Annotated in this window: 21 protein-coding genes, 4 tRNA genes and 2 rRNA genes (1 of these 27 cut by a window edge); 13 read left to right on the top strand and 14 right to left on the bottom strand. The window is 33.4% G+C overall.

What is annotated here, in order from left to right; translation table 11 throughout:
* Window positions 1-2,040, top strand: a 23S ribosomal RNA gene (locus AC3VI6_RS01480); it begins 835 nt to the left of the window's first position.
* Between the two features lie 100 nt (window positions 2,041-2,140).
* Window positions 2,141-2,249: ribosomal RNA gene (gene rrf, locus AC3VI6_RS01475) — 5S ribosomal RNA — on the top strand.
* Between the two features lie 152 nt (window positions 2,250-2,401).
* Here the strand turns inward: rrf and AC3VI6_RS01470 are convergent.
* Entirely contained in the window at window positions 2,402-2,758 is a 357-nt protein-coding gene (locus AC3VI6_RS01470) for a winged helix-turn-helix transcriptional regulator (protein WP_299008679.1), read from the bottom strand.
* 112 nt (window positions 2,759-2,870) lie between these two features.
* On the opposite strand from AC3VI6_RS01470, the gene AC3VI6_RS01465 reads away from it, so the two are divergent.
* From AC3VI6_RS01465 to ygiD, 3 genes are all read left to right on the top strand, one after another.
* Complete coding sequence (locus tag AC3VI6_RS01465; protein ID WP_497704916.1) at window positions 2,871-3,383, top strand: NAD(P)H-dependent oxidoreductase; 513 nt, start codon at window positions 2,871-2,873, stop codon at window positions 3,381-3,383.
* Window positions 3,384-3,977 carry a YceI family protein gene (locus AC3VI6_RS01460; RefSeq protein ID WP_497706562.1) on the top strand — a complete coding sequence of 198 codons (594 nt, stop codon included), beginning with the start codon at window positions 3,384-3,386 and terminating at the stop codon, window positions 3,975-3,977.
* 133 nt (window positions 3,978-4,110) lie between these two features.
* On the top strand, window positions 4,111-4,941 hold the full coding sequence (gene ygiD, locus AC3VI6_RS01455; protein WP_497706561.1) for a 4,5-DOPA-extradiol-dioxygenase: 831 nt from the start codon (window positions 4,111-4,113) through the stop codon (window positions 4,939-4,941).
* Between the two features lie 69 nt (window positions 4,942-5,010).
* Here the strand turns inward: ygiD and AC3VI6_RS01450 are convergent, their stop codons facing one another.
* From AC3VI6_RS01450 to AC3VI6_RS01440, 3 genes are read right to left on the bottom strand one after another with little or no spacing between them, the layout of a single operon-like run.
* Entirely contained in the window at window positions 5,011-5,436 is a 426-nt protein-coding gene (locus AC3VI6_RS01450) for a DUF2147 domain-containing protein (protein ID WP_299008673.1), read from the bottom strand.
* Between the two features lie 46 nt (window positions 5,437-5,482).
* Entirely contained in the window at window positions 5,483-6,010 is a 528-nt protein-coding gene (locus AC3VI6_RS01445) for a KdsC family phosphatase (RefSeq protein WP_497704915.1), read from the bottom strand.
* Window positions 5,994-6,752 carry a Rossmann-like and DUF2520 domain-containing protein gene (locus tag AC3VI6_RS01440; protein WP_299008667.1) on the bottom strand — a complete coding sequence of 253 codons (759 nt, stop codon included), beginning with the start codon at window positions 6,750-6,752 and terminating at the stop codon, window positions 5,994-5,996. The genes AC3VI6_RS01445 and AC3VI6_RS01440 overlap by 17 nt, the downstream gene beginning before the upstream one ends.
* A gap of 153 nt (window positions 6,753-6,905) precedes the next feature.
* Here AC3VI6_RS01440 and AC3VI6_RS01435 point away from each other — a divergent pair, with 153 nt between their 5' ends.
* The 3 genes from AC3VI6_RS01435 (at window position 6,906) to AC3VI6_RS01425 (ending at window position 9,238) form a co-directional block, all read left to right on the top strand.
* A complete protein-coding gene (locus tag AC3VI6_RS01435; protein ID WP_497704914.1) occupies window positions 6,906-8,315 on the top strand; it encodes an MATE family efflux transporter in 1,410 nt (469 codons plus the stop codon).
* A 76-nt stretch (window positions 8,316-8,391) separates the two neighbouring features.
* A complete protein-coding gene (gene bshB1, locus AC3VI6_RS01430; RefSeq protein WP_299035142.1) occupies window positions 8,392-9,108 on the top strand; it encodes a bacillithiol biosynthesis deacetylase BshB1 in 717 nt (238 codons plus the stop codon).
* Between the two features lie 54 nt (window positions 9,109-9,162).
* A tRNA-His gene (locus AC3VI6_RS01425) sits at window positions 9,163-9,238 on the top strand.
* Between the two features lie 83 nt (window positions 9,239-9,321).
* On the opposite strand, the gene AC3VI6_RS01420 is transcribed toward AC3VI6_RS01425, so the two are convergent.
* Window positions 9,322-10,233 (bottom strand): lysophospholipid acyltransferase family protein, encoded by a 912-nt coding sequence (locus AC3VI6_RS01420; protein WP_497704913.1) that lies wholly within the window; start codon window positions 10,231-10,233, stop codon window positions 9,322-9,324.
* A gap of 90 nt (window positions 10,234-10,323) precedes the next feature.
* Here AC3VI6_RS01420 and AC3VI6_RS01415 point away from each other — a divergent pair, with 90 nt between their 5' ends.
* Complete coding sequence (locus tag AC3VI6_RS01415) at window positions 10,324-10,965, top strand: rhomboid family intramembrane serine protease (protein WP_299035148.1); 642 nt, start codon at window positions 10,324-10,326, stop codon at window positions 10,963-10,965.
* Between the two features lie 45 nt (window positions 10,966-11,010).
* On the opposite strand, the gene AC3VI6_RS01410 is transcribed toward AC3VI6_RS01415, so the two are convergent.
* From AC3VI6_RS01410 to AC3VI6_RS01400, 3 genes are all read right to left on the bottom strand, one after another.
* Window positions 11,011-11,083, bottom strand: a tRNA-Gly gene (locus AC3VI6_RS01410).
* Between the two features lie 47 nt (window positions 11,084-11,130).
* Window positions 11,131-11,203 (bottom strand) — tRNA-Gly (locus AC3VI6_RS01405).
* Between the two features lie 240 nt (window positions 11,204-11,443).
* The gene (locus AC3VI6_RS01400; RefSeq protein WP_497704912.1) at window positions 11,444-11,890 is read right to left on the bottom strand and encodes a GNAT family N-acetyltransferase; all 447 of its coding nucleotides are present in this window, start codon (window positions 11,888-11,890) and stop codon (window positions 11,444-11,446) included.
* A gap of 29 nt (window positions 11,891-11,919) precedes the next feature.
* Between AC3VI6_RS01400 and AC3VI6_RS01395 the strand changes: the two genes are divergently transcribed.
* Together AC3VI6_RS01395 and AC3VI6_RS01390 are read left to right on the top strand one after the other, a co-directional pair.
* Complete coding sequence (locus AC3VI6_RS01395) at window positions 11,920-12,354, top strand: GNAT family N-acetyltransferase (protein WP_497704911.1); 435 nt, start codon at window positions 11,920-11,922, stop codon at window positions 12,352-12,354.
* A 40-nt stretch (window positions 12,355-12,394) separates the two neighbouring features.
* Complete coding sequence (locus AC3VI6_RS01390) at window positions 12,395-13,276, top strand: MBL fold metallo-hydrolase (RefSeq protein WP_497704910.1); 882 nt, start codon at window positions 12,395-12,397, stop codon at window positions 13,274-13,276.
* Window positions 13,277-13,310: 34 nt separating this feature from the next.
* Here AC3VI6_RS01390 and AC3VI6_RS01385 read toward each other — a convergent pair.
* Window positions 13,311-13,384, bottom strand: a tRNA-Met gene (locus tag AC3VI6_RS01385).
* A 104-nt stretch (window positions 13,385-13,488) separates the two neighbouring features.
* On the opposite strand from AC3VI6_RS01385, the gene AC3VI6_RS01380 reads away from it, so the two are divergent.
* Together AC3VI6_RS01380 and AC3VI6_RS01375 are read left to right on the top strand one after the other, a co-directional pair.
* Complete coding sequence (locus AC3VI6_RS01380; RefSeq protein ID WP_274634585.1) at window positions 13,489-13,872, top strand: START-like domain-containing protein; 384 nt, start codon at window positions 13,489-13,491, stop codon at window positions 13,870-13,872.
* Between the two features lie 107 nt (window positions 13,873-13,979).
* Window positions 13,980-14,810, top strand: a complete 831-nt coding sequence (locus tag AC3VI6_RS01375; protein WP_497704909.1) for an aminotransferase class IV — start codon at window positions 13,980-13,982, stop codon at window positions 14,808-14,810.
* Here AC3VI6_RS01375 and AC3VI6_RS01370 read toward each other — a convergent pair.
* From AC3VI6_RS01370 to AC3VI6_RS01350, 5 genes are all read right to left on the bottom strand, one after another.
* On the bottom strand, window positions 14,807-15,364 hold the full coding sequence (locus AC3VI6_RS01370; protein WP_497704908.1) for a YqgE/AlgH family protein: 558 nt from the start codon (window positions 15,362-15,364) through the stop codon (window positions 14,807-14,809). The two genes, AC3VI6_RS01375 and AC3VI6_RS01370, sit on opposite strands and share 4 nt — an antisense overlap.
* A 95-nt stretch (window positions 15,365-15,459) precedes the next feature.
* Window positions 15,460-16,209, bottom strand: coding sequence for a LytR/AlgR family response regulator transcription factor (locus tag AC3VI6_RS01365; protein ID WP_497704907.1), 750 nt, complete (start codon window positions 16,207-16,209; stop codon window positions 15,460-15,462).
* Between the two features lie 2 nt (window positions 16,210-16,211).
* On the bottom strand, window positions 16,212-18,206 hold the full coding sequence (locus AC3VI6_RS01360) for a sensor histidine kinase (RefSeq protein WP_497704906.1): 1,995 nt from the start codon (window positions 18,204-18,206) through the stop codon (window positions 16,212-16,214).
* 160 nt (window positions 18,207-18,366) lie between these two features.
* A complete protein-coding gene (locus AC3VI6_RS01355; protein ID WP_497704905.1) occupies window positions 18,367-19,461 on the bottom strand; it encodes a hypothetical protein in 1,095 nt (364 codons plus the stop codon).
* Between the two features lie 28 nt (window positions 19,462-19,489).
* Window positions 19,490-19,705 carry a hypothetical protein gene (locus AC3VI6_RS01350; RefSeq protein ID WP_274634590.1) on the bottom strand — a complete coding sequence of 72 codons (216 nt, stop codon included), beginning with the start codon at window positions 19,703-19,705 and terminating at the stop codon, window positions 19,490-19,492.
* Window positions 19,706-19,800 lie beyond the last annotated feature (95 nt).

Raw genomic sequence — 19,800 nt, 5'->3', positions numbered from 1 at the left:
CTCGTACTCCCCGAAATGCATTTAGGTGCAGCGTTGAATAAAAGTTTTATAGAGGTAGAGCTACTGATTGGATGCGGGGGCTTCACCGCCTACCAATTCCTGACAAACTCCGAATGCTATAAAATGTTTTTCAGCAGTGAGGGCATGGGTGCTAAGGTTCAGTGTCCGAGAGGGAAAGAACCCAGACCATCAGCTAAGGTCCCCAAATATATGTTAAGTTGAAAAAACGAGGTTTGACTGCCCAGACAGCTAGGATGTTGGCTTGGAAGCAGCCATTCATTTAAAGAGTGCGTAACAGCTCACTAGTCGAGCGGTCGAGCATGGATAATAATCGGGCATAAACATATTACCGAAGCTATGGACTTTTAAAAGTGGTAGGGGAGCATTCTATATGTGCTGAAGGTGTGCTGTGAGGCATGCTGGAACGTATAGAAAAGAAAATGTAGGCATAAGTAACGATAAAGGGGGCGAGAAACCCCCTCACCGAAAGACTAAGGTTTCCTCAGCGATGCTAATCAGCTGAGGGTTAGTCGGGACCTAAGGCGAATCCGAAGGGAGTAGTCGATGGACAACAGGTTAATATTCCTGTACTTCTTATAACTGCGATGGGGTGACGGAGTAGTGAAAGCACCGCGAACTGACGGAATAGTTCGTTGAAACATTTAGGTATTAGACTGGTAGGCAAATCCGCTGGTTTAGCTGAAGTGTGATAGTACCACAAGTCTTCGGATGCGTGGATAGTGTGCCTAAAAACTTCCAAGAAAAACCTCTAAGCTTCAGGTTATAAGAACCCGTACCGTAAACCGACACAGGTAGTTGGGATGAGAATTCTAAGGTGCTCGAGAGATTCATGGCTAAGGAACTAGGCAAAATAGACTCGTAACTTCGGGAGAAGAGTCGCCAACAGCAATGTTGGCCGCAGTGAAAAGATCCAGGCGACTGTTTATCAAAAACACAGGGCTTTGCTAAATTGAAAGATGATGTATAAGGCCTGACACCTGCCCGGTGCTGGAAGGTTAAGTGGAGTTGTTAGCTTCGGCGAAGCAATCAAATGAAGCCCCAGTAAACGGCGGCCGTAACTATAACGGTCCTAAGGTAGCGAAATTCCTTGTCGGGTAAGTTCCGACCTGCACGAATGGTGCAACGATCTGGATACTGTCTCAGCCATGAGCTCGGTGAAATTGTAGTATCGGTGAAGATGCCGATTACCCGCAGCGGGACGAAAAGACCCCGTGAACCTTTACTATAGCTTCGTATTGACTTTGGATAAGTAATGTGTAGGATAGGTGGGAGACTTTGAAGCGGCGTCGCTAGGCGTTGTGGAGTCATCCTTGAAATACCACCCTTTGCTTATCTAGAGCCTAACTCAGCAATGAGAACAGTGCGTGGTGGGTAGTTTGACTGGGGTGGTCGCCTCCAAAAGAGTAACGGAGGCTTCTAAAGGTTCCCTCAGCACGCTTGGTAACCGTGCGTAGAGTGCAATGGCATAAGGGAGCTTGACTGAGAGACATACAGGTCGATCAGGTACGAAAGTAGAGCATAGTGATCCGGTGGTTCCGCATGGAAGGGCCATCGCTCAAAGGATAAAAGGTACTCCGGGGATAACAGGCTGATCTCCCCCAAGAGCTCACATCGACGGGGGGGTTTGGCACCTCGATGTCGGCTCGTCACATCCTGGGGCTGGAGAAGGTCCCAAGGGTTGGGCTGTTCGCCCATTAAAGTGGCACGCGAGCTGGGTTCAGAACGTCGTGAGACAGTTCGGTCTCTATCTGCTGTGGGCGTTAGAAATTTGAGTGGATCTGACTTTAGTACGAGAGGACCGAGTTGGACTGACCTCTAGTGTATCTGTTGTCTCGCCAGGGGCACTGCAGAGTAGCTACGTCGGGAAGGGATAAGCGCTGAAAGCATATAAGCGCGAAACCCACCACAAGATGAGATTTCTTTAAAGGGTCGTGGAAGATCACCACGTTGATAGGCTATAAGTGTAAGTGCAGTAATGTATGTAGCTGAGTAGTACTAATAACCCATAGGCTTATGTACGTATCCCGGTTCTTGCGACCGGGAGCAAACTCTTTGATAGATTTATGATATGATTTTACTAATATGTTAACTTTTACAGTTGAAATATACTGCAACGATTTAAGGTGATTATCGCAATGGGGCTCACCTCTTACCATTCCGAACAGAGAAGTTAAGCCCATTAGCGCCGATGGTACTGCCACTGGTGGGAGAGTAGGTCGTTGCCTTTCTTTAACAAACCTCAATCTTTTAGTAGATTGAGGTTTTTTTTTGCAATTTTTTTTAGAATACTATAATATATCCTTAACAGGAAATAGGTATACAGGTAGATTTTACAATGGCTATGAAAGTAAATTATAGAAACTAACTCTAAAGCTTCTATTTATTTCAACGTCATTTCACGATGTTCAATTCCCCAAGCAACCATTACGTCTAAAGCAGTATGTAGTCTCATTCCAGATTCCGTTAATTCATATTCTACAGTAACAGGAGTTGTATCGTAAACGGTACGTTTAATAATTCCATTAGCCTCTAAATCTTTTAATTCTTTAGATAACATTCTTGGAGAAATTTTTCCAATATTACGTTGTAGTTCTTTAAAGCGCATTTTTCTATATAAAAGGCTTCCTATAATAGATAATTTCCACTTTCCACTTATTACGTTTAGAGTATCTCTTAAAGCTAATACATATTGAACAGAGCATCTTTTAAGCTCTTCTATTTTAGTACTTGTTTCCATCTAATGTTAAAGTTGATATACTTTTGTATACTGGTATACTAAAGTATAGTAGTTACTTTTGTATAGCAAATATACATATTTTTGTAGTGTTAAAACAAGTAAATGTAAAATAATGAAACACTTAGTAATTGTAACACATCCGAATATAAAGGAGTCAAAAGTTAATAAGTCTTGGATAAATGAGCTACAACAATACGATGATAAAGTAACTATTCATCAACTATATAATGAGTATCCAGACTTAAATATTGATGTAGTAAAAGAACAAGAATTGTTATTAAACCATGATAGTATTATTATTCAATTTCCGTTACACTGGTTTAATACCCCTTTTTTATTAAAAAAATGGATGGATGAAGTTTTAACCTATGGTTGGGCTTTTGGCCCTGAAGGAGATAAGTTAAAAGGGAAAAAGTTTCGTTTATCTGTATCAACAGGAGGTACTGAAGAAACCTATAATAGTTTCGTATCTTTAGAAGACCTATTAAAATCAGTAACAGTTTCGTTTCAATTTTGTGGATTAGAAATGTTACCATCACATGTGTTTTATGGAGCAAATGACAATCCAGAATTCGAAGACATACAAATAAATTCAAAACAATACGCAGATTTAATTTTACAATAAATAATAAAAACTAGAAACAATGAAAAATTTAAAAAATCTATTAGTGTTAATGTTAATTGCATTAACAACGTTATCATTCACAACCACTACGAAAGAAGAAAAAAAGTAAATACGAAAGAAAGTAAAGTAGTATGGAAAGGGTATAAAGTAACTGGTTCTCACGAAGGAACTGTTAGTTTACAATCGGGTATATTAAACTTTGAAAAAGATAAATTAGTAGGAGGAGAGTTTATAATAAATATGACTTCTATTACAGTAACAGATTTATCTGGAGAATACCAAAAAAAGTTAGAAGGACATTTAAAATCAGACGATTTTTTTGGAGTAAATAACCATCCAACTTCAACCTTAGTATTTACAAAAGTAAAAGCAAAAGGGAAAAATTCTTATGAAGTAACTGCTGATTTAACTATTAAAAACAAAACCAATCCTGTAACTTTTGAAATTTCAGTATATGGTAAAAAAGCAACAGCATCGTTAAAAGTAGATAGAGCAAAGTATGACGTAAAATACGGTTCTACTAGCTTTTTTGATGGTTTAAAAGATAAAGCAATATACGACGAGTTTGATTTGGTAGTTGATTTGGTTTTTTAAAACCAATTTAAATTGTATACATATCCTAAATAAAAGTTTAGGATATGTTTTAATATTATAAATAAACAAAAATACCCTTATGAAACGATCTGCGTTTTTACAATTACTAGGGTTAGCATCAGTAAATTTGAGTATGGGATCATTAAGCGGATTAAAAAAGTTATCAGATAGTTTACCAGTTTCTCAGACAATGCCAGTGTTGTTTTTGGGACATGGTAGTCCTATGAATGCTATTGAAGAAAACGAGTTTACTAGAGGTTTTCAAGATGTTTCAAAAACATTGCCTAAACCTAAGGCTATTATTTGTGTTTCGGCACATTGGTTTACTAAAGGAACCAAAGTAACTGCGATGGAAATGCCTAAAACCATTCACGATTTTGGTGGTTTTCCTCAAGAGTTATTTGAACAGCAATATCCTGCAAAAGGAAGCCCAGAGTTAGCTAAAGAAACCAAACAATTATTACACCCTAATTTAGTAGAGTTAGATGAGCATTGGGGATTAGATCATGGTGCTTGGACAGTATTAAAATATTTATTTCCAAAAGCTGATGTGCCCGTAATCCAATTAAGTATTGATTATACCAAAGATGCTAATTACCATTTTGAATTGGCAAAACAACTTACTTCTTTAAGACAAAAAGGAGTGTTGATTATAGGAAGTGGAAATATTGTTCATAATTTACGATTGGTCGACTGGAAGAATTTTGATAAGGATAACTATGGGTATGATTGGGCTATTGAAGCAAGAGCAACGGTTAATAAGTATTTATTAGAAGGAAATTACCAACCTTTAATAGATTATACGAAACAATCAAAAGCTTTTCAGCTTGCAATTCCAACTCCAGATCATTATCTGCCTTTGATTTATAGTTTAGGGTTGCAACAAAAAAATGAAGAGGTTCAGCTTTTTAATGATAAGTTATTAGCGGGGTCTTTAAGTATGACTTCTTTAAAAATAGGTTAGAAGTAAACGTTGTAATAATAAAAAAAACTCTAGCAAATTTGCTAGAGCTTTTTTATAATGAGAATACTGTTATTGCTTTCTATGCCAGTAAGCTGTTCTACCAAAGGCAGAAAAACCAACGTACCCTCTAATTTTAAGTTTGTTTTCTCCGTCTAGTTTTATGTAGCATTTGTATTCTTTACCATTTTTAGGGTCTAATATTTTTCCACCACTCCATTCGTCACCATCTTTAGATAGTCCAGTTAAAATATTCATTCCTAAAATAGGATTGTTTTTTCTGTTGCCGCTGCATTTATCGCAAACAGCTTTTTGACGGTTTTTATCTGTTATTTCAACAATTTTAGCGTAAGCTTTTCCGTCTTTTTTATATACTTCTATTACAGAATCAACCTTATTGGTTTCTTCATCTCGGTTTTCCCATTTTCCGAAAATAGTTTGTGCGCTCATCGATAAGCTAACGGTTGTAAATAATAAAGCAAAAAGTATTTTTTTCATAATTTAAAAGTTTTAATAGTATTTTTATTCTCAAAAAGTATTCCAATTAATCGTATTGTGCATCAAAGTTGCTATCCCATTTTCCTTGTACACGTAATACTTGTTCTACAATATCTCGAGCACAACCATTACCACCAGTTTTATCAGAAATGTATCTTGAAATTTGTTGTATTTCACGAGCTGCATCGTTAGGGCAAGAGGGCATACCAACGAGTTTCATTACAGGATAATCAGGGATATCATCTCCCATGTACACTATGTTTTCTGGGTTTAGTTTATATTTTTCAACCAATTCATTAAACTGTTGAATTTTATCATGAGCTCCTAAATAAACATCGGTAATACCTAAGCCTTCTAAACGTGTACGTACTCCTTCGTTTTTTCCACCAGAGATAATACAAACTCTATAACCAGCTTTTACAGCTGCTTTTAAGGCGTATCCATCTTTAGTATTCATTTGACGTACAAGCTGTCCGTCAGGAAAAACGGTTACAATTCCGTTAGTTAGCACTCCGTCTACATCAAAAATAAAGGTGTCTATTTGAGGTAAGTATTCTTTATAACTCTTTTCCATTTTGTTGGATTGATTTTGTAATAAGTTTATAAATTTCTTGTTGTTCAGCATTTAATAATGCTAAATGGTTTTGAATAGTTTTTTGGTCATTTCTTTTGGCAGGACCTGTTTGTGCAGCCTCAGGACTCAATTCGGTTATTTTTTGAGCTGTTTCCTGAATTAGAGGTAGTAATACTTCAAAAGGAACTTGATATTCGTTGCAAATATCAGCGCCAATTTTATACATATGATTGGTGAAATTGTTTACAAAAACGGCAGCAACATGTAACCGTTTACGTTGCTCTGAGTTGACACGATATACCTTTTTTCCAATAGATTTAGCAAGGGTTTCTAGTAACTGTAAATCTTCTTCGTTTTCAGCTTCTAAACAAAAAGGAATTTCATCAAAGTTCACGTCTTTGTCTTTAGAAAAGCTTTGTAGTAGATAAAAAATACCCTTGCGTCCACTGTTTTGTAACGATTGCATAGCTACACTACCAGAAGTGTGTACAATTAAGCCGTTTTTTTGTTCAATTTTACGAGAAACATCACCAATAGCATCATCAGAAACCGCAATGATATACACATCGGCTTCTGTTAAAAGTTCTATACTATTTGTAATAGGAGTAACTTCTTTTAAATGTTGAATTTGCTCAATATTTCGAGCATACATTTGTACTAACGATACTTCGTCTGTTTTACTAAAAGCATTGGCTAAATGTGTAGCTACATTACCGCCTCCTATAATGGCAACCTTAATCATAGCACGAAGATATTGAAATTAATTAAAATTAATTTTGCATATTTGTGCCATTATGATTGTATAAGTCACCTCAAATAGTAGTGTTGCTTGAGCAACAAATAGTTAGGTCTTACTCTTTGTTAAGACAATTTTATGTATTTATAAAACTTTATAATGACTGATAACAATCAAACATCAAAACAATCTATATTCTCACTTTTTAAAGATGCTGTTTTAGGAAGACAGCAAGATTTTACGACAGGAAGTATTGGTAAAGCAATTTTTGTATTAGCAATTCCGATGATTTTGGAAATGCTGATGGAATCTATTTTTGCTTTGGTAGATATTATTTATGTATCAAGGGTAAGCGTAAATGCTGTAGCTACTGTAGGATTAACAGAATCTGTACTTACGTTAGTATATGCTGTAGCTATAGGGTTAAGTATGGCGGCAACTGCTTTAGTTGCTAGAAGAACAGGGGAGAAGGATTCAGAAGGCGCAAATCAAACAGCGGTACAAGTTGTTTTTTTAGGAGTTTTTATTTCTATTCTCATTAGTATTGTTGGAATTGTATATCCAAGAGAAATACTAGCACTTATGGGAGGTGAGCCTGATTTAATTACTGAAGGTTATGGATATACTCGTGTATTATTGGGCGGAAATATAACAGTAATGTTATTGTTTTTAATCAATGCTGTTTTTAGAGGAGCAGGAAATGCATCCATTGCAATGTGGACGCTGATCTTGTCGAACGGATTAAATATTATACTTGATCCTATTTTTATTTTTGGGTTAGGTCCAATACCTGCATACGGAGTAGAGGGTGCAGCCATAGCAACAACTATTGGTAGAGGTACCGCAGTAATAGCACAGTTATTAGTGCTGTTTTTTGGAGCAGGTAAAATAAAATTAGCAGTAAAAGACTTAGTAATACGAGTTGCTGTAATGGTAAACTTAATAAAAGTATCATTAGGAGGAATAGGGCAGTTTATTATAGGAACTTCTAGTTGGGTATTTTTAATGCGAATTATGTCCGAATTTGGTAGTGAAGTGCTAGCAGGTTACACAATCGCTATAAGAATAATGATGTTTACACTTATGCCTGCTTGGGGAATGAGTAATGCAGCGGCTACTTTAGTTGGTCAAAATTTGGGAGCAGAACAACCTGAGAGAGCAGAGAAGTCTGTTTGGATAACGAGTAAATATTGTGCAATTTTTATGGGAGCAGTCTCATTGATTTATATATTCTTTGCTCCAACTTTTTTAGGATGGTTTTCTGAAAAGACTGAAGTTGTTGAAAATGGAGCTTTGTGTTTGCAAATTATGGCAGCTGGATACATAGCATATGCTTATGGAATGGTTGTAATTCAATCTTTTAATGGTTCAGGAGATACCAAAACACCAACCTATATCAACTTTGTGTGCTTTTGGTTATTTCAATTACCGTTTGCATACGTAATGGCTATTACACTAGATTTTGGCCCTATTGGAGTTTTTTTAGCAATAACTTTAGCAGAAGTTTTAATTGCAGTTGTTGGTATTTGGATGTTTAAAAAAGGAAAATGGAAAACAGTTCAAGTGTAAACTTCATTTAGTAAATTAGCTGTAATTATTTTAAAGTAAATAATTATAAAAGAATTTGTAGAAAACAGTAAAACAAATGAAACTAGATATATTAGCTTTTGGTGCGCATCCAGATGATGTTGAGTTAGGGTGTGCTGCCACCTTAGCCAAAGAAATTTCGGAAGGAAAAAAAGTAGGAATAGTTGATTTAACTCGTGGAGAGTTAGGAACAAGAGGTTCAGCCGAGTTGCGTGATAAAGAAGCATCGTTAGCAGCTGACATCTTAGGGGTTTCAGTACGTGAAAACTTAGGTTTTGCAGATGGATTTTTTAAAAATGATAAAGAACATCAATTAGAAATTATTAAAATGATACGTAAGTATCAACCAGAAATAGTGTTGTGTAATGCTATTGATGATCGCCATATTGATCACCCTAAAGGAAGTCAGTTAGTGTCTAATGCTTGTTTTTTAAGTGGCTTACTTAAAATAGCAACAGAGTTAGATGGAGTTCAACAAGAAAAATGGAGACCGAAACAAGTTTATCATTATATACAATGGAAAAACATTGAACCTGATTTTGTGGTAAATGTTACTGGTTTTATGGATAAAAAAATAGGCTCGGTTATGGCATATTCGTCTCAGTTTTTTGACCCGAAAAGTAACGAGCCAGAAACACCAATAACTAGTAAAAACTTTACCGATAGTATAGAGTATAGGGCAAGAGATTTGGGTAGATTAATAGGAGTTGATTTTGCAGAAGGCTTTACATCAGAACGTTACGTGGCAGTAGAAAATTTAAGTAAATTAATTTAAAAAAAGTTTTGCCACAATGTAAAAAGAATGTATATTTGCACCCGCAAGTTACATGGTGATTGTAGCTCAGCTGGTTAGAGCGCCGGATTGTGGTTCCGGAGGTCGCCGGTTCGAACCCGGTCTTTCACCCAAAACCTTCTCAATTTGAGAAGGTTTTTTTGTTTTAAAGCATTCGGCTCTAATATCGAAATGAGCTAAAAAAAAGCTTCTCAGTTATTTCTGAGAAGCTTTTTTTATTTCTAGCCATTGCTCGTATTTATTTTTGTGTTTAAAGCGGTTATGAGTCCACAAGTAATACTCGGGTTGAGCTTTAATGTTTCTTTCTGTAAGCTCAAGGTATTTGTCAGTAATTTTAAAATCATCGAAATCGTTAGGTGTATCAGTGATTAATTCAAATTCAACTTCAAAATAACCTCTTTTAACTTTGGTGGTTTTCATATTGATAACTACCGAGTTGTATTTTTTTGACAGAACTTCAGCTCCTGTGTGTACTGGTACTTTTTCATTTAAAAAGCTAGCCCAATACCTAGTTTTTCCCATTTGAGGAGATTGATCACTAAGTAAAAGGTATAGGTATTGTGTTTTGTTGGAGTGTTTTTCGTAGATACTTCTATTGAATAAATACGTAGGTACAGCTTCAAAACCAAATTTTGTTCTTGATCCTTTTATTAATTTGTCAAAATAAGGGTTTTTGATCTTTTTGTAAGCTCCAAAACAGTTAATGTTTACAGAAAGAGGCATGCCAACAGACCATTCCCAATTTGCTTGGTGTGAACCGACTAAAGCAATGCTTCTGTTTTGTTCAGCGTATTTATTTATAAGTTCAGGGTTTGTGTATTGGTAGCGCTTTTGTAATTCTTTTTTGCTTATTGAGAAAGACTTAATACTTTCAAAAATTAGATCCACAAAATGCTTAAAGAATTTTTTTGATATTCTGTTTATTTCAGCTTCGCTTTTTTCAGGAAAAGCAGTTTTAAGGTTTTTAATGACTACTTTTTTTCTGTAACCTATGATATAGTATAATATCAAGAAGAAAAAATCAGAAAAAATATATAGAACTCTCATAGGTAACCTTGATAAGAACCAAATGAAAGGGTAGGTAATTGTAAAAATTAAAAAATTCATTTTGGAAAAATTAAAGTGCAAATATCGCATTAAATTATCAATCTTTACTTTATAAACTTTTGTTTATGTTTGTGAGTATATATTAGAGATATGAGTCAAATTATTATAGGATTAATTATAGCAAATGTGTTGATGTCGATTAAAGGATTTAGTGACCCCGTTTTTTTTGATCGATATAAGTTTCAGGTGCAAAGAGTGTTGGGAGGGGAGAAGATAAGAATGATATCGTCAGGTTTTCTGCATGTAGATTGGCTGCACTTAGGGTTTAATATGTATGCTTTGTATCTGTTTGGAAAAGTAGTAGACTCTAGTTTTGGGACACTTAATTTTGTGTTGATTTATTTTGCTAGTTTGTTAGCAGGGAGTATGTATTCGTTGTATCAGCATAAAAAAGAGCCTTATTATAGTGCGGTAGGGGCTTCAGGGGCAGTGTCAGGAATTATTTTTTCATCGATAATGCTATATCCTAGTATGGAGCTTATTATGTTGCCAATTCCAGTTCCTATCCCAGGGTATGTGTTTGGAATTGGTTACTTGTTATACTCCATTTACGGAATGAAAAATCAGGTGGGTAATATTGGTCATTCGGCTCATTTAGGAGGAGCTATAGGTGGATATTTAATTACTTTGGTGTTGCGACCAAGTATTGTGGCAAATCATACGATAATGGTAGGGATAATGGCGTTGATTATTACAGGATTGTTTTTCTTCGGAGATAAGTTAAATAGATAAATTATAAAGAATAAAAAAACCGAAACATTTGTTTCGGTTTTTTTGAGCGGGAGACCAGGTTCGAACTGGCGACATTCAGCTTGGAAGGCTGACGCTCTACCAACTGAGCTACTCCCGCGGTAAAGCTTTTGCTTTTTGTGTAATTACTTACACTATGTAAATTTGAGCGGGAGACCGGGTTCGAACCGGCGACATTCAGCTTGGAAGGCTGACGCTCTACCAACTGAGCTACTCCCGCAGTAAAGCGGTTGCAAATATAATACAGTTTCTAGAATTTGCAAGGGTTTTTTAGAAAAAAATAAATAAAAAAACGAAGGTTTTTTCTAACTTTCATAAAATGAATATAATAGCAGGATTTATTTTTTGAACTTTTTGTTTTGCTTCGTACATGTTAGATTAAATCTCTTGAAAATAATAGAAATTGAGTATGAAAAAAGCGGAGAGAGTCCGCTTCTAGTATTGTTTCTAACAAAAAAAACTAATAAAAAGTCTTATCGTCTCGTAAAACTTTAACAAAATGAAATCCATAAATTTCAAAGCCTTCATTGTAGTAAAATTTATGAGACTTCCTATTACCTGTATAAGTGTTTAACTCAATAGCTTCACACCCTTTTTCCTTGGTGTAGTTATAGATCCAGTTAAAAAATTGTTTACCAATATTGTTTCCTCTGTAGGTTTCATCAATAACAACATGGTCTGGTTCTACACTTTTTCCTACATAATGTCTAACACTATACCAAAGACCAGAAAATCCGATAAGTTTATCTTGGTCAAAAGCACCTACACATTCATAGTTAGAACAGTCAATCATTTCTAAAACTCTTGTTTTTAAAATATCATGAGGAGTAGTGGTGTTCAGCTTTTGTAACAGCGGAAGGATATCTAGGATATCTTTTTTGTCAATTGGCTTAAAATGTATATTCATTCTGTATTTTTGAGTTAAAAGAAATTAAGATGATAAAAATAAAAAATATATCGGCTCAAGAAACGTACGAAATACGATTGTCGGTACTAAGAAATAATATCGATTTACCATATAAATTTGAAGGAGATGAAGAAGGAAGTACCTTTCATTTAGGAGCTTTTTATGAAAAAAAACTAGTAGGTATTGCTACGTTTATGAAAAGTAACCTAGAAGCTTTTGATGTGGAGCAATATCAGTTAAGAGGAATGGCAACATTACCTGAAATAAGAGGAATGGGAGCAGGAAAAAAGTTGATTATTAAAGCAATAGAAATATTACAAGAAAGAAAGATAGCTGTTTTATGGTGTAATGCAAGAAAAGAGGCTTTAGGGTTTTATGAAAGTTTAGGTTTTAAAATTACAGGAGAAGAATTTCAAGTCTCAAAAGTAGGAGCTCATTTTAAAATGTATTATCTTGTAAGCTAGATGTTTATTTTAATAATAGCTTAGATAAATCCTTAAGAATATGAAAGCATTACAATTAATACTAATAACCCTCTTTTTTAATTCATTGAACTTGTTGTCACAAGAAAAAGAAGTGAAAATAACTACAGAAAAGCTTACAGATCGTGTTTATGTTTTAAATGGACAAGGAGGAAATATTGGACTCTTTATTGGAAATAATAGTGTTTTTATGATTGATGATCAGTTCGCACCTCTAAGTAAAAAAATACAAGCTGCTATAAAAAAGATAACGGATAAACCAGTAACTTATTTAATAAATACGCATTGGCATGGTGACCATACAGGGGGAAATGCCAATTTTCAAAAAGAGGGTGCTATTATTGTTTCTCATGAAAATGTGCGAAAACGTATGAGTGTAGATCAGGTTGTTAGGGGAGAGGTAAGGTCAGCGTCGCCAAAAGAAGCTCTGCCAGTTATTACTTTTTCAGAAAATATGCAGTTTTATATGGATGAAGAGCCTGTTCTTGTTACGCATATTCACAATGCACATACCGATGGAGATGTTTTAGTGTATTTTGTTAATAGCAATGTGTTGCATGTAGGTGATGCTTATTTTCAAGGGAAGTTTCCTTATATAGATATAGATTCAGGCGGAAGTATTGATGGTTACATTAAAGGAATAAAAACAATCATGAGAATTACTGATGCTAGTACTAAAATAATTCCTGGACATGGAAATGTGACTACAAAAGAAGAGTTAAAAGAGTATTTACAAATGTTGGAAGATTTAAAAACGCAAGTTTTTACAGAAATTGAAAAAGGAGCGAGTTTAGAAGAAGTAAAGAATAATGCTAAAATAACTGAAAATTATAAAGGTTATAATGGTTGGATAACAGAAGATAAAATTAAAGAAGCAATCTATAAAAGTTTGAAAATGAAGTAAAAATAAAAACCCAAATCGAATGATTTGGGTTTTGTAGCGAAGACGGGATTTGAACCCGTGACCTCAGGGTTATGAATCCTGCGCTCTAACCAACTGAGCTACCTCGCCTGATTGCGGGTGCAAATATAATTACTTTTTGGATTTTGGCAATAAAACATTAAATTTTTTTTTAAAAAATAATTATCTATATTGGCGATCAAACAAAAAAATAGATGAGTAAAGTAAAATTTGAATTAGAGTTTCCTATACATGCTTCGCCAAGCATGCTATATCAATATTTTGCAACACCAGCAGGATTAGAAGAATGGTTTGCAGATAAAGTAAATTCAAGAGGTAAAATCATTACTTTTTTTTGGGATGATTCTGAAGAAGAAGCTAAAATTTTAACCAAAAAAACGGATGAACGTATTAAGTTTAAGTGGACAGAAAGTGAAGATGATGACAGTTATTTTGAGTTTAAAATACAAGTAGACCCATTAACAAAAGATGTGGCAGTTATTGTTACTGATTTTGCTGATGATGAAGATGATGTTGAAGAAGCAAAAATGCTTTGGGAAAATCAAATAGAAGCATTAAAACATAATATAGGAGCTTAATATTGGTAAGATTCCTTTTTTATAAAGATTAACTCGGCAAATTGTCGAGTTTTTTTGTGACTAATACTTCTCTAAATTGTAAGTTTGCATTTAAATTTTTTTAAGAAATGGTAAATTTTAACGGAGCTTTAATTGCAGAGAACGAAGTACAACTTTCAACCCAAAATAGAGCGTTTAAATACGGTGATGCTATTTTTGAAACCATTAAAGTAGTAAATGGGAAAGTAGTTTTTTTAGAAGATCATTATTTTAGGTTAATGGCTTCAATGCGTATGCTTCGTATGAAGATTCCGATAGAATTTACTCTTGAATTTTTACAAGAAGAAATTACCAAAGTAGTAAAAGAATTACCAGAGGCTTCAATGTATAGAATTCGATTAACTGTTTTTAGAAAAGATGGAGGTTTGTATACGCCTGTAACAAACGAAATTGATTATATTATTGAAGGTAGTCCGTTAGAGCATACTGATAAAAAAGTGTATAAAGTAGACGTTTTTAAAGACTTTTATAATTATTCAGGATTGTTATCTACAGTAAAAACAACGAATAGAATGCTAAATACATTGGCGGCTGTTTTTGCAGAAGAAAATGATTTAGACAATTGTATTTTGTTGAATGAAAGAAAAGGAGTTGTAGAAGCTATTAATGGGAATCTTTTTATAGTTAAAGGAAACGTTGTGAAAACACCAGCTTTAACAGAAGGGTGTATTAAAGGAATTGTTAGAAAAAAAGTAATAGATATTATTGAAAAGCATCCCGACTATACAATTGAAGAAACGGCTATTTCTCCTTTCGAGATTCAAAAGGCTGACGAAGTTTTCATCACAAATGCAATCATAGGAATTCAATCGGTTACCAATTACCGAAAAAAAGAATTCTCTACAGAAATAACTAGTAAAATAAAGAGAAGTTTACAATTAGTAGTCGTAACAAGTTAGTTCATTTGTATATCGCTAGGAGCATTTGCCCATATTTTATATTTACCACCACGTTGTAATAATTTATCTTTCCAAAAACTTTGATCGTTGGTGGTTAAAATATTGTCGTAGTCATTTTCAGTAATAAACCAAGAATTCATTACAAGTTCTTCATCTAATTGATTACCACTCCATCCAGAGTATCCCAAAAAGAAACGAATGTCTGTAGCTTCGAGTTGTTTTTTATTAAGTAGCTCTTTTAAAAGTTCAAAATTTCCGCCCCAATAAATACCTTTAGCAACTTCAATGCTGTTAGGAAGTAAATGAGGAACCTTATGTATAAAGTATAGGTTGTCTTGCTCTACAGGTTCACCTTGATAAACGGTAAAATCACAGTCAATTTCAGGAACTAAATCACTAAGAACATGATCTAAGGGCCTATTTAAAATAAAACCCACCGAACTTTTTTTAGTGTGCTCAGTAAGTAAAATAATAGTTCTCTTAAAAGAACTATCATTTAATATTGCTGGATCTGCAATTAGTAACCTACCTTTTTCTGGTTTAAGTGCAACCATAATTTTTAATTTATAAGCACTAAGTTAAATAAATTTTTAATAAAAATTTAACATAAGTGTTAAAAATAGTAGGAAAATCAGGAAAAAAACGGTGGTTACATTTTTTCTAACACTTGTATAACGTCATTCTTTTTTCTTACGGAAACAGGAATGGTTGTTTTATTTTTTAAAACTAAATACCCACCATCTGATTTGATAAATTCTTTAATAAATTGAATATTAATAAGATGGCTTTGATGAACTCTTAAAAAATCAAATTCTTTTAACATGTCGGAAAAGTGTTTAAGTGTTTTTCCAACCAGTATTTTTTGCCCATCATTCATGAAAAACTCAGTGTAATTATTATCGGACTGACAACGGATAATATCGTCTAAATTTACCACTACAATCTTATCAGAGGTACTTAAAGAGATCTTTTTAGGGCGTTGATTTGGTTTTGTGATGGATTGTTGTAGTACAGATAACTGCTCTTTGTCGGGTTTAATTTGATCTTTAGCTTTGTTAATAGCATTTGTCAAATCTTCATTTGAATAGGGTTTTAAAACATAGTCAATCGCTGCAAATTTAAATGCTTTAATAGCGTACTCATCACTAGCAGTAACAAAAATAATTTTTGAAGAAAGATTAGGGTGAATTTCAAGCACATCAAACCCAGTACCGTCACCTAGCATAATATCTAAAAACAGAATATCTGGTTGTTGTTTTCGTAATATTTTAGAAGCTTCTACTACGCTTTTAGCAGTGCCTATAATTTCAATTTCAGGATGAAATTGTGTTAAATCATTTTGCAGCATATCTAAAGCTGTTGGCATATCGTCTACTAAAATTGCAGTAAGTTTTGTCATTGCTAAAAATCAGTTTTTAAAGGAATTTTAAAAGCAATTTTTGTGCCTTTAACCTGTTTGCCTTCGATTATTTCATCAATGTGAAAAGTACTCTTTTTTGATAAACTTTCAATTCGTTCTTGCGTAACTTTTAATGCAACCGATTGATGCGTACTTGTGGTCTTTATTTTTTTTGATTGATGAATTCCAATACCGTTATCTACTATTTCACAATGTAAAAAATCGTTTTTCACAGAGAAATGAATATCCACTTTTCCGTTCTCTACAGAAGATATTCCATGTTTGATACTATTTTCAACAAAAGGTTGAATAAGCATAGGAGGAATCAGAATTTCTTCAGGATCAAGAGTAAGGTTTGTTATTATAGAATATTCGAAAGGTTTCGGATTCATTTGCTGTTCTAATTCAATATAATTTTTTAGCGTGGTAATTTCTTCTGTTAAACATATTTCTTCTTGTCTTGAATTGTGTAAAACACCACGTAAAAGGGTAGCAAACCTACTAATTGTAGCATTTAATTCAACTGATTTTCCTGAGTTTCCTAAGGCTTTTATTCCGTTTAAAACATTGAAAATAAAGTGCGGATTCATTTGTAGTTGCAATGCTTTTTGCTCAAGTGATAATAAATGATTTTCTAATTGTAGTTTTGCTACTTTAGCTTTATTTTTAGCTTGAATTCTACGAACGTATAACCAAATAATACTTCCTAATAACAAACTTACTAAACCAATAGCAGACCAGATAAACCATTTTTTTTGATAGATAGGAGTATCAATAAAAAAGTTAAATTCAATTGGGTCACTTTCTAGTTCTCCAATTTTTGATTGGGCGGTAAAAGTGTAATTTCCTGGAGATAAATAGGCTAAATCGATAGTACTTTTCTTACTCCAAGGGCTTACTTGATTATTTAGGGTATAGCGATATTCTAAATTATTAGAATTGGTAATATCTACTGTTTTGTAATAAAATGAAATATGATTTTTATCTGCCGGAAGCTGTAACGTTTTTTCATACCCATTTATATTGATACTATCAATAGATTTAAAAACTACTTCTATGCTTTCAAAAGATATGGTAGGTTTTTTCAAGTTAGGTCTATCACTTTTAATAAAATAGATTCCTTTATCTTGTGTACCAATCCACGTATTTTTGTCGGAATCTTGAAAAGCAGTAGAAATTTTATTGGTAGTAAGGGTGTTGTATTTGTTGATAGTTCTTTCAAAATTGAAATTAGCGTCTAATACTTCAATACCTTCATCTTCAGAAATTACCCAAAATTGATTGTTGATTTTTTTGATTCCCTTGATATTTTGTGAAGTGATGGTTTGTGTGTCTATTTCATTATCTGTTATGAATTTAAGTCCGTTATTATAAGTGGTGGCAATAATAGTTTTACCATCAATTAAGATAGAAGTGTAATTGTTAACATCAATTCTGTCTAAAACTTCTGGATTGATAAGTTTATCCAGTTTCCATAAAGATTTATTAGTTGCTATCCAATAAAATTTTCCATCAAACTTAATGTCATTTACTTTGTTTAAATCTATTTGAAAATTGGTACGAAGGGGAGAAAGATAATCTTCACGAACTCTAACGATTCCTTTATCTGTTCCTAAAAAAGTATGATTGTTAACAGTTAAAACACAGTTAACGCTGTTTCCTTCAAAATTATTGAAACCGTTATGGTTTTTAATACTTAAACCTTTATCAGTTCCGATAAAAAGAGTATTGTTATTTGCTTTGACAACGTTTATATTGTTGGATATTAATCCGTTTTGAGTTGTGTAGGTTATAAATGAGTTTCCATTATATCGAATTAAACCTTTATCAGAAGCTAACCATAAGTAACCTGTACGATCTTGAACTCCGCCTTTAATATGTAAACTTGGAAGTCCATCATTTTTATTGTAAGTTTTTAGGGGTTGATTTTGAGCAGAAATACTTGTTAATCCAAAAAAAAAGAAAAAGAAAATTGTGTAAACGAAATTTTGGATCAAGAGATTTTGGGTTCTTGATACAAAGCTATTTTTAGAGCAATTTTTTGTTGAATTAAGGTTTAAAAACTTCATCATAACAAACATACTTAAATTAAACGTCATTACGAAGGGCAGGAGGGAATTGCTTTATTCGTAATGACGTTTGTTCAACAATTATAAGTTATTTCATAGCATATAAACGCTTGTTGTTAGGGTCTGGTTTTACGTGTTCTAATTCACCGTAAGGTTTTACTAAAGGTTTCAAAACGCATAGAGCCGAAGCTTTTCCTTTGATTGTTAATTGGTCATTTTTTACAATATATGTCCATCTGAACTTTTCTAAAGGAATGTTTGTTTTTTGTACTTCTTTCATCAAGTTTTCTTCACTAGCAATAAAATCCATAATTTCTTCTTGCATTACAAAGTGTGGAATTTCATTATCAGAATTGTGATAATCTAACTCTAAATTCACAGGAATGCTGTACTGAACTGTATATGGTTCTCCTACATAACGCTCTCTTTCGTTATTTAAAGCATCGTACCAATCAATTTCTTTTTCTTCTGGATACTTCTTAGCAATTTCTTTAGATAAATCTACTTTTCCAGGAGAATTAGCTGTTGGATAAAACACATAATACGGTTGCGCTAAATAGTGGTTAGAAAACTCTCCACCAAAAACATTGTAATAAGGTGATGCAACTACCTGAGGTATTTTATTTTCAGTAATGAAAGCACTTTTTAGCGTGTTAACTAAATCACTGTTTGATGCCAACTCATTGGTATGAAAGATAACTTTTGTGTCATCTGTAATAGCATCACTTTTTAGTAAAGGTAATCTACCTTGATCAATTGTTTTTTGTAAGCTATTAGCAGTTATTTTTTCTCCATTTACAACCGTTTCTAAGTTCATTGCTTTAAACGGATTGTTGTTGTTTACAATATGAATTTCTCCATAAGGGTTTTCACTAGCATTACTATTCATCCAAGTAATGATTTCTTCAATAGAGTATTTTCCGTTGATAACATCATAGTTTTTCTCTTTAAAGTATACGCGCGCACTGTCGTAAAAATGACTGTTACCTTTGTCGTTTCCTGTAATGAAAACTACAGGGGTTCTGTACTCTACCACCGAATTTTCCATAACTTCATCTAGTTTAGCAATATTTCCCAGTTCTTGTTTTTTGTTTTCTTTTTTTGCGTCATTACAGCTTGTAAATACTCCGATAAGTAGTAGTAATCCGATTACTGTACCTACTTTTAAAATGTTTTGTTTCATAGTTTTTTGTTTTAAGGTTATTATAGTTTTATTGTTGTAAGATGATGGTTACATCTCTACCTAAATTAAAATCGGTTGATAATTTATTTAAGATATTAGGTAGGTTTCTATCGCTAATCCATTGACCGTTTTCTTGCTTTTCAACAGAAGCGATTAATCCGTTATTACTGATTTGTAATTTTAAACTTGTGTATTTTTCCAAATACATTTTTAATACTGATGAATAATTGTTGTTAGACCACATAATTGTTGTTTTTATATGATCAAAATTACCACAGATGTATAGGTGAATTGGGAGTAAATTAGAATTCGTAGTAGATAAATTAGAATTCGTTGTCG

This window comes from Tenacibaculum sp. TB-56, assembly GCF_059716275.2.
This window is presented reverse-complemented; position numbering and strand designations above follow the sequence as displayed.

What these genes read in the sequence shown, in the direction of transcription:
- AC3VI6_RS01470 (WP_299008679.1), bottom strand. Translation starts at nt 2,758, where the DNA reads ATGGAAACAAGTACTAAAATAGAAGAGCTTAAAAGATGCTCTGTTCAA.
- AC3VI6_RS01435 (WP_497704914.1), top strand. Translation starts at nt 6,906, where the DNA reads ATGACTGATAACAATCAAACATCAAAACAATCTATATTCTCACTTTTT.
- AC3VI6_RS01390 (WP_497704910.1), top strand. Translation starts at nt 12,395, where the DNA reads ATGAAAGCATTACAATTAATACTAATAACCCTCTTTTTTAATTCATTG.
- AC3VI6_RS01450 (WP_299008673.1), bottom strand. Translation starts at nt 5,436, where the DNA reads ATGAAAAAAATACTTTTTGCTTTATTATTTACAACCGTTAGCTTATCG.
- AC3VI6_RS01445 (WP_497704915.1), bottom strand. Translation starts at nt 6,010, where the DNA reads ATGGAAAAGAGTTATAAAGAATACTTACCTCAAATAGACACCTTTATT.
- AC3VI6_RS01400 (WP_497704912.1), bottom strand. Translation starts at nt 11,890, where the DNA reads ATGAATATACATTTTAAGCCAATTGACAAAAAAGATATCCTAGATATC.
- AC3VI6_RS01465 (WP_497704916.1), top strand. Translation starts at nt 2,871, where the DNA reads ATGAAACACTTAGTAATTGTAACACATCCGAATATAAAGGAGTCAAAA.
- bshB1 (WP_299035142.1), top strand. Translation starts at nt 8,392, where the DNA reads ATGAAACTAGATATATTAGCTTTTGGTGCGCATCCAGATGATGTTGAG.
- AC3VI6_RS01355 (WP_497704905.1), bottom strand. Translation starts at nt 19,461, where the DNA reads ATGAAACAAAACATTTTAAAAGTAGGTACAGTAATCGGATTACTACTA.
- AC3VI6_RS01420 (WP_497704913.1), bottom strand. Translation starts at nt 10,233, where the DNA reads ATGAATTTTTTAATTTTTACAATTACCTACCCTTTCATTTGGTTCTTA.
- ygiD (WP_497706561.1), top strand. Translation starts at nt 4,111, where the DNA reads ATGGGATCATTAAGCGGATTAAAAAAGTTATCAGATAGTTTACCAGTT.
- AC3VI6_RS01350 (WP_274634590.1), bottom strand. Translation starts at nt 19,705, where the DNA reads ATGTGGTCTAACAACAATTATTCATCAGTATTAAAAATGTATTTGGAA.
- AC3VI6_RS01380 (WP_274634585.1), top strand. Translation starts at nt 13,489, where the DNA reads ATGAGTAAAGTAAAATTTGAATTAGAGTTTCCTATACATGCTTCGCCA.
- AC3VI6_RS01365 (WP_497704907.1), bottom strand. Translation starts at nt 16,209, where the DNA reads ATGACAAAACTTACTGCAATTTTAGTAGACGATATGCCAACAGCTTTA.
- AC3VI6_RS01370 (WP_497704908.1), bottom strand. Translation starts at nt 15,364, where the DNA reads ATGGTTGCACTTAAACCAGAAAAAGGTAGGTTACTAATTGCAGATCCA.
- AC3VI6_RS01395 (WP_497704911.1), top strand. Translation starts at nt 11,920, where the DNA reads ATGATAAAAATAAAAAATATATCGGCTCAAGAAACGTACGAAATACGA.
- AC3VI6_RS01415 (WP_299035148.1), top strand. Translation starts at nt 10,324, where the DNA reads ATGAGTCAAATTATTATAGGATTAATTATAGCAAATGTGTTGATGTCG.
- AC3VI6_RS01375 (WP_497704909.1), top strand. Translation starts at nt 13,980, where the DNA reads ATGGTAAATTTTAACGGAGCTTTAATTGCAGAGAACGAAGTACAACTT.
- AC3VI6_RS01440 (WP_299008667.1), bottom strand. Translation starts at nt 6,752, where the DNA reads ATGATTAAGGTTGCCATTATAGGAGGCGGTAATGTAGCTACACATTTA.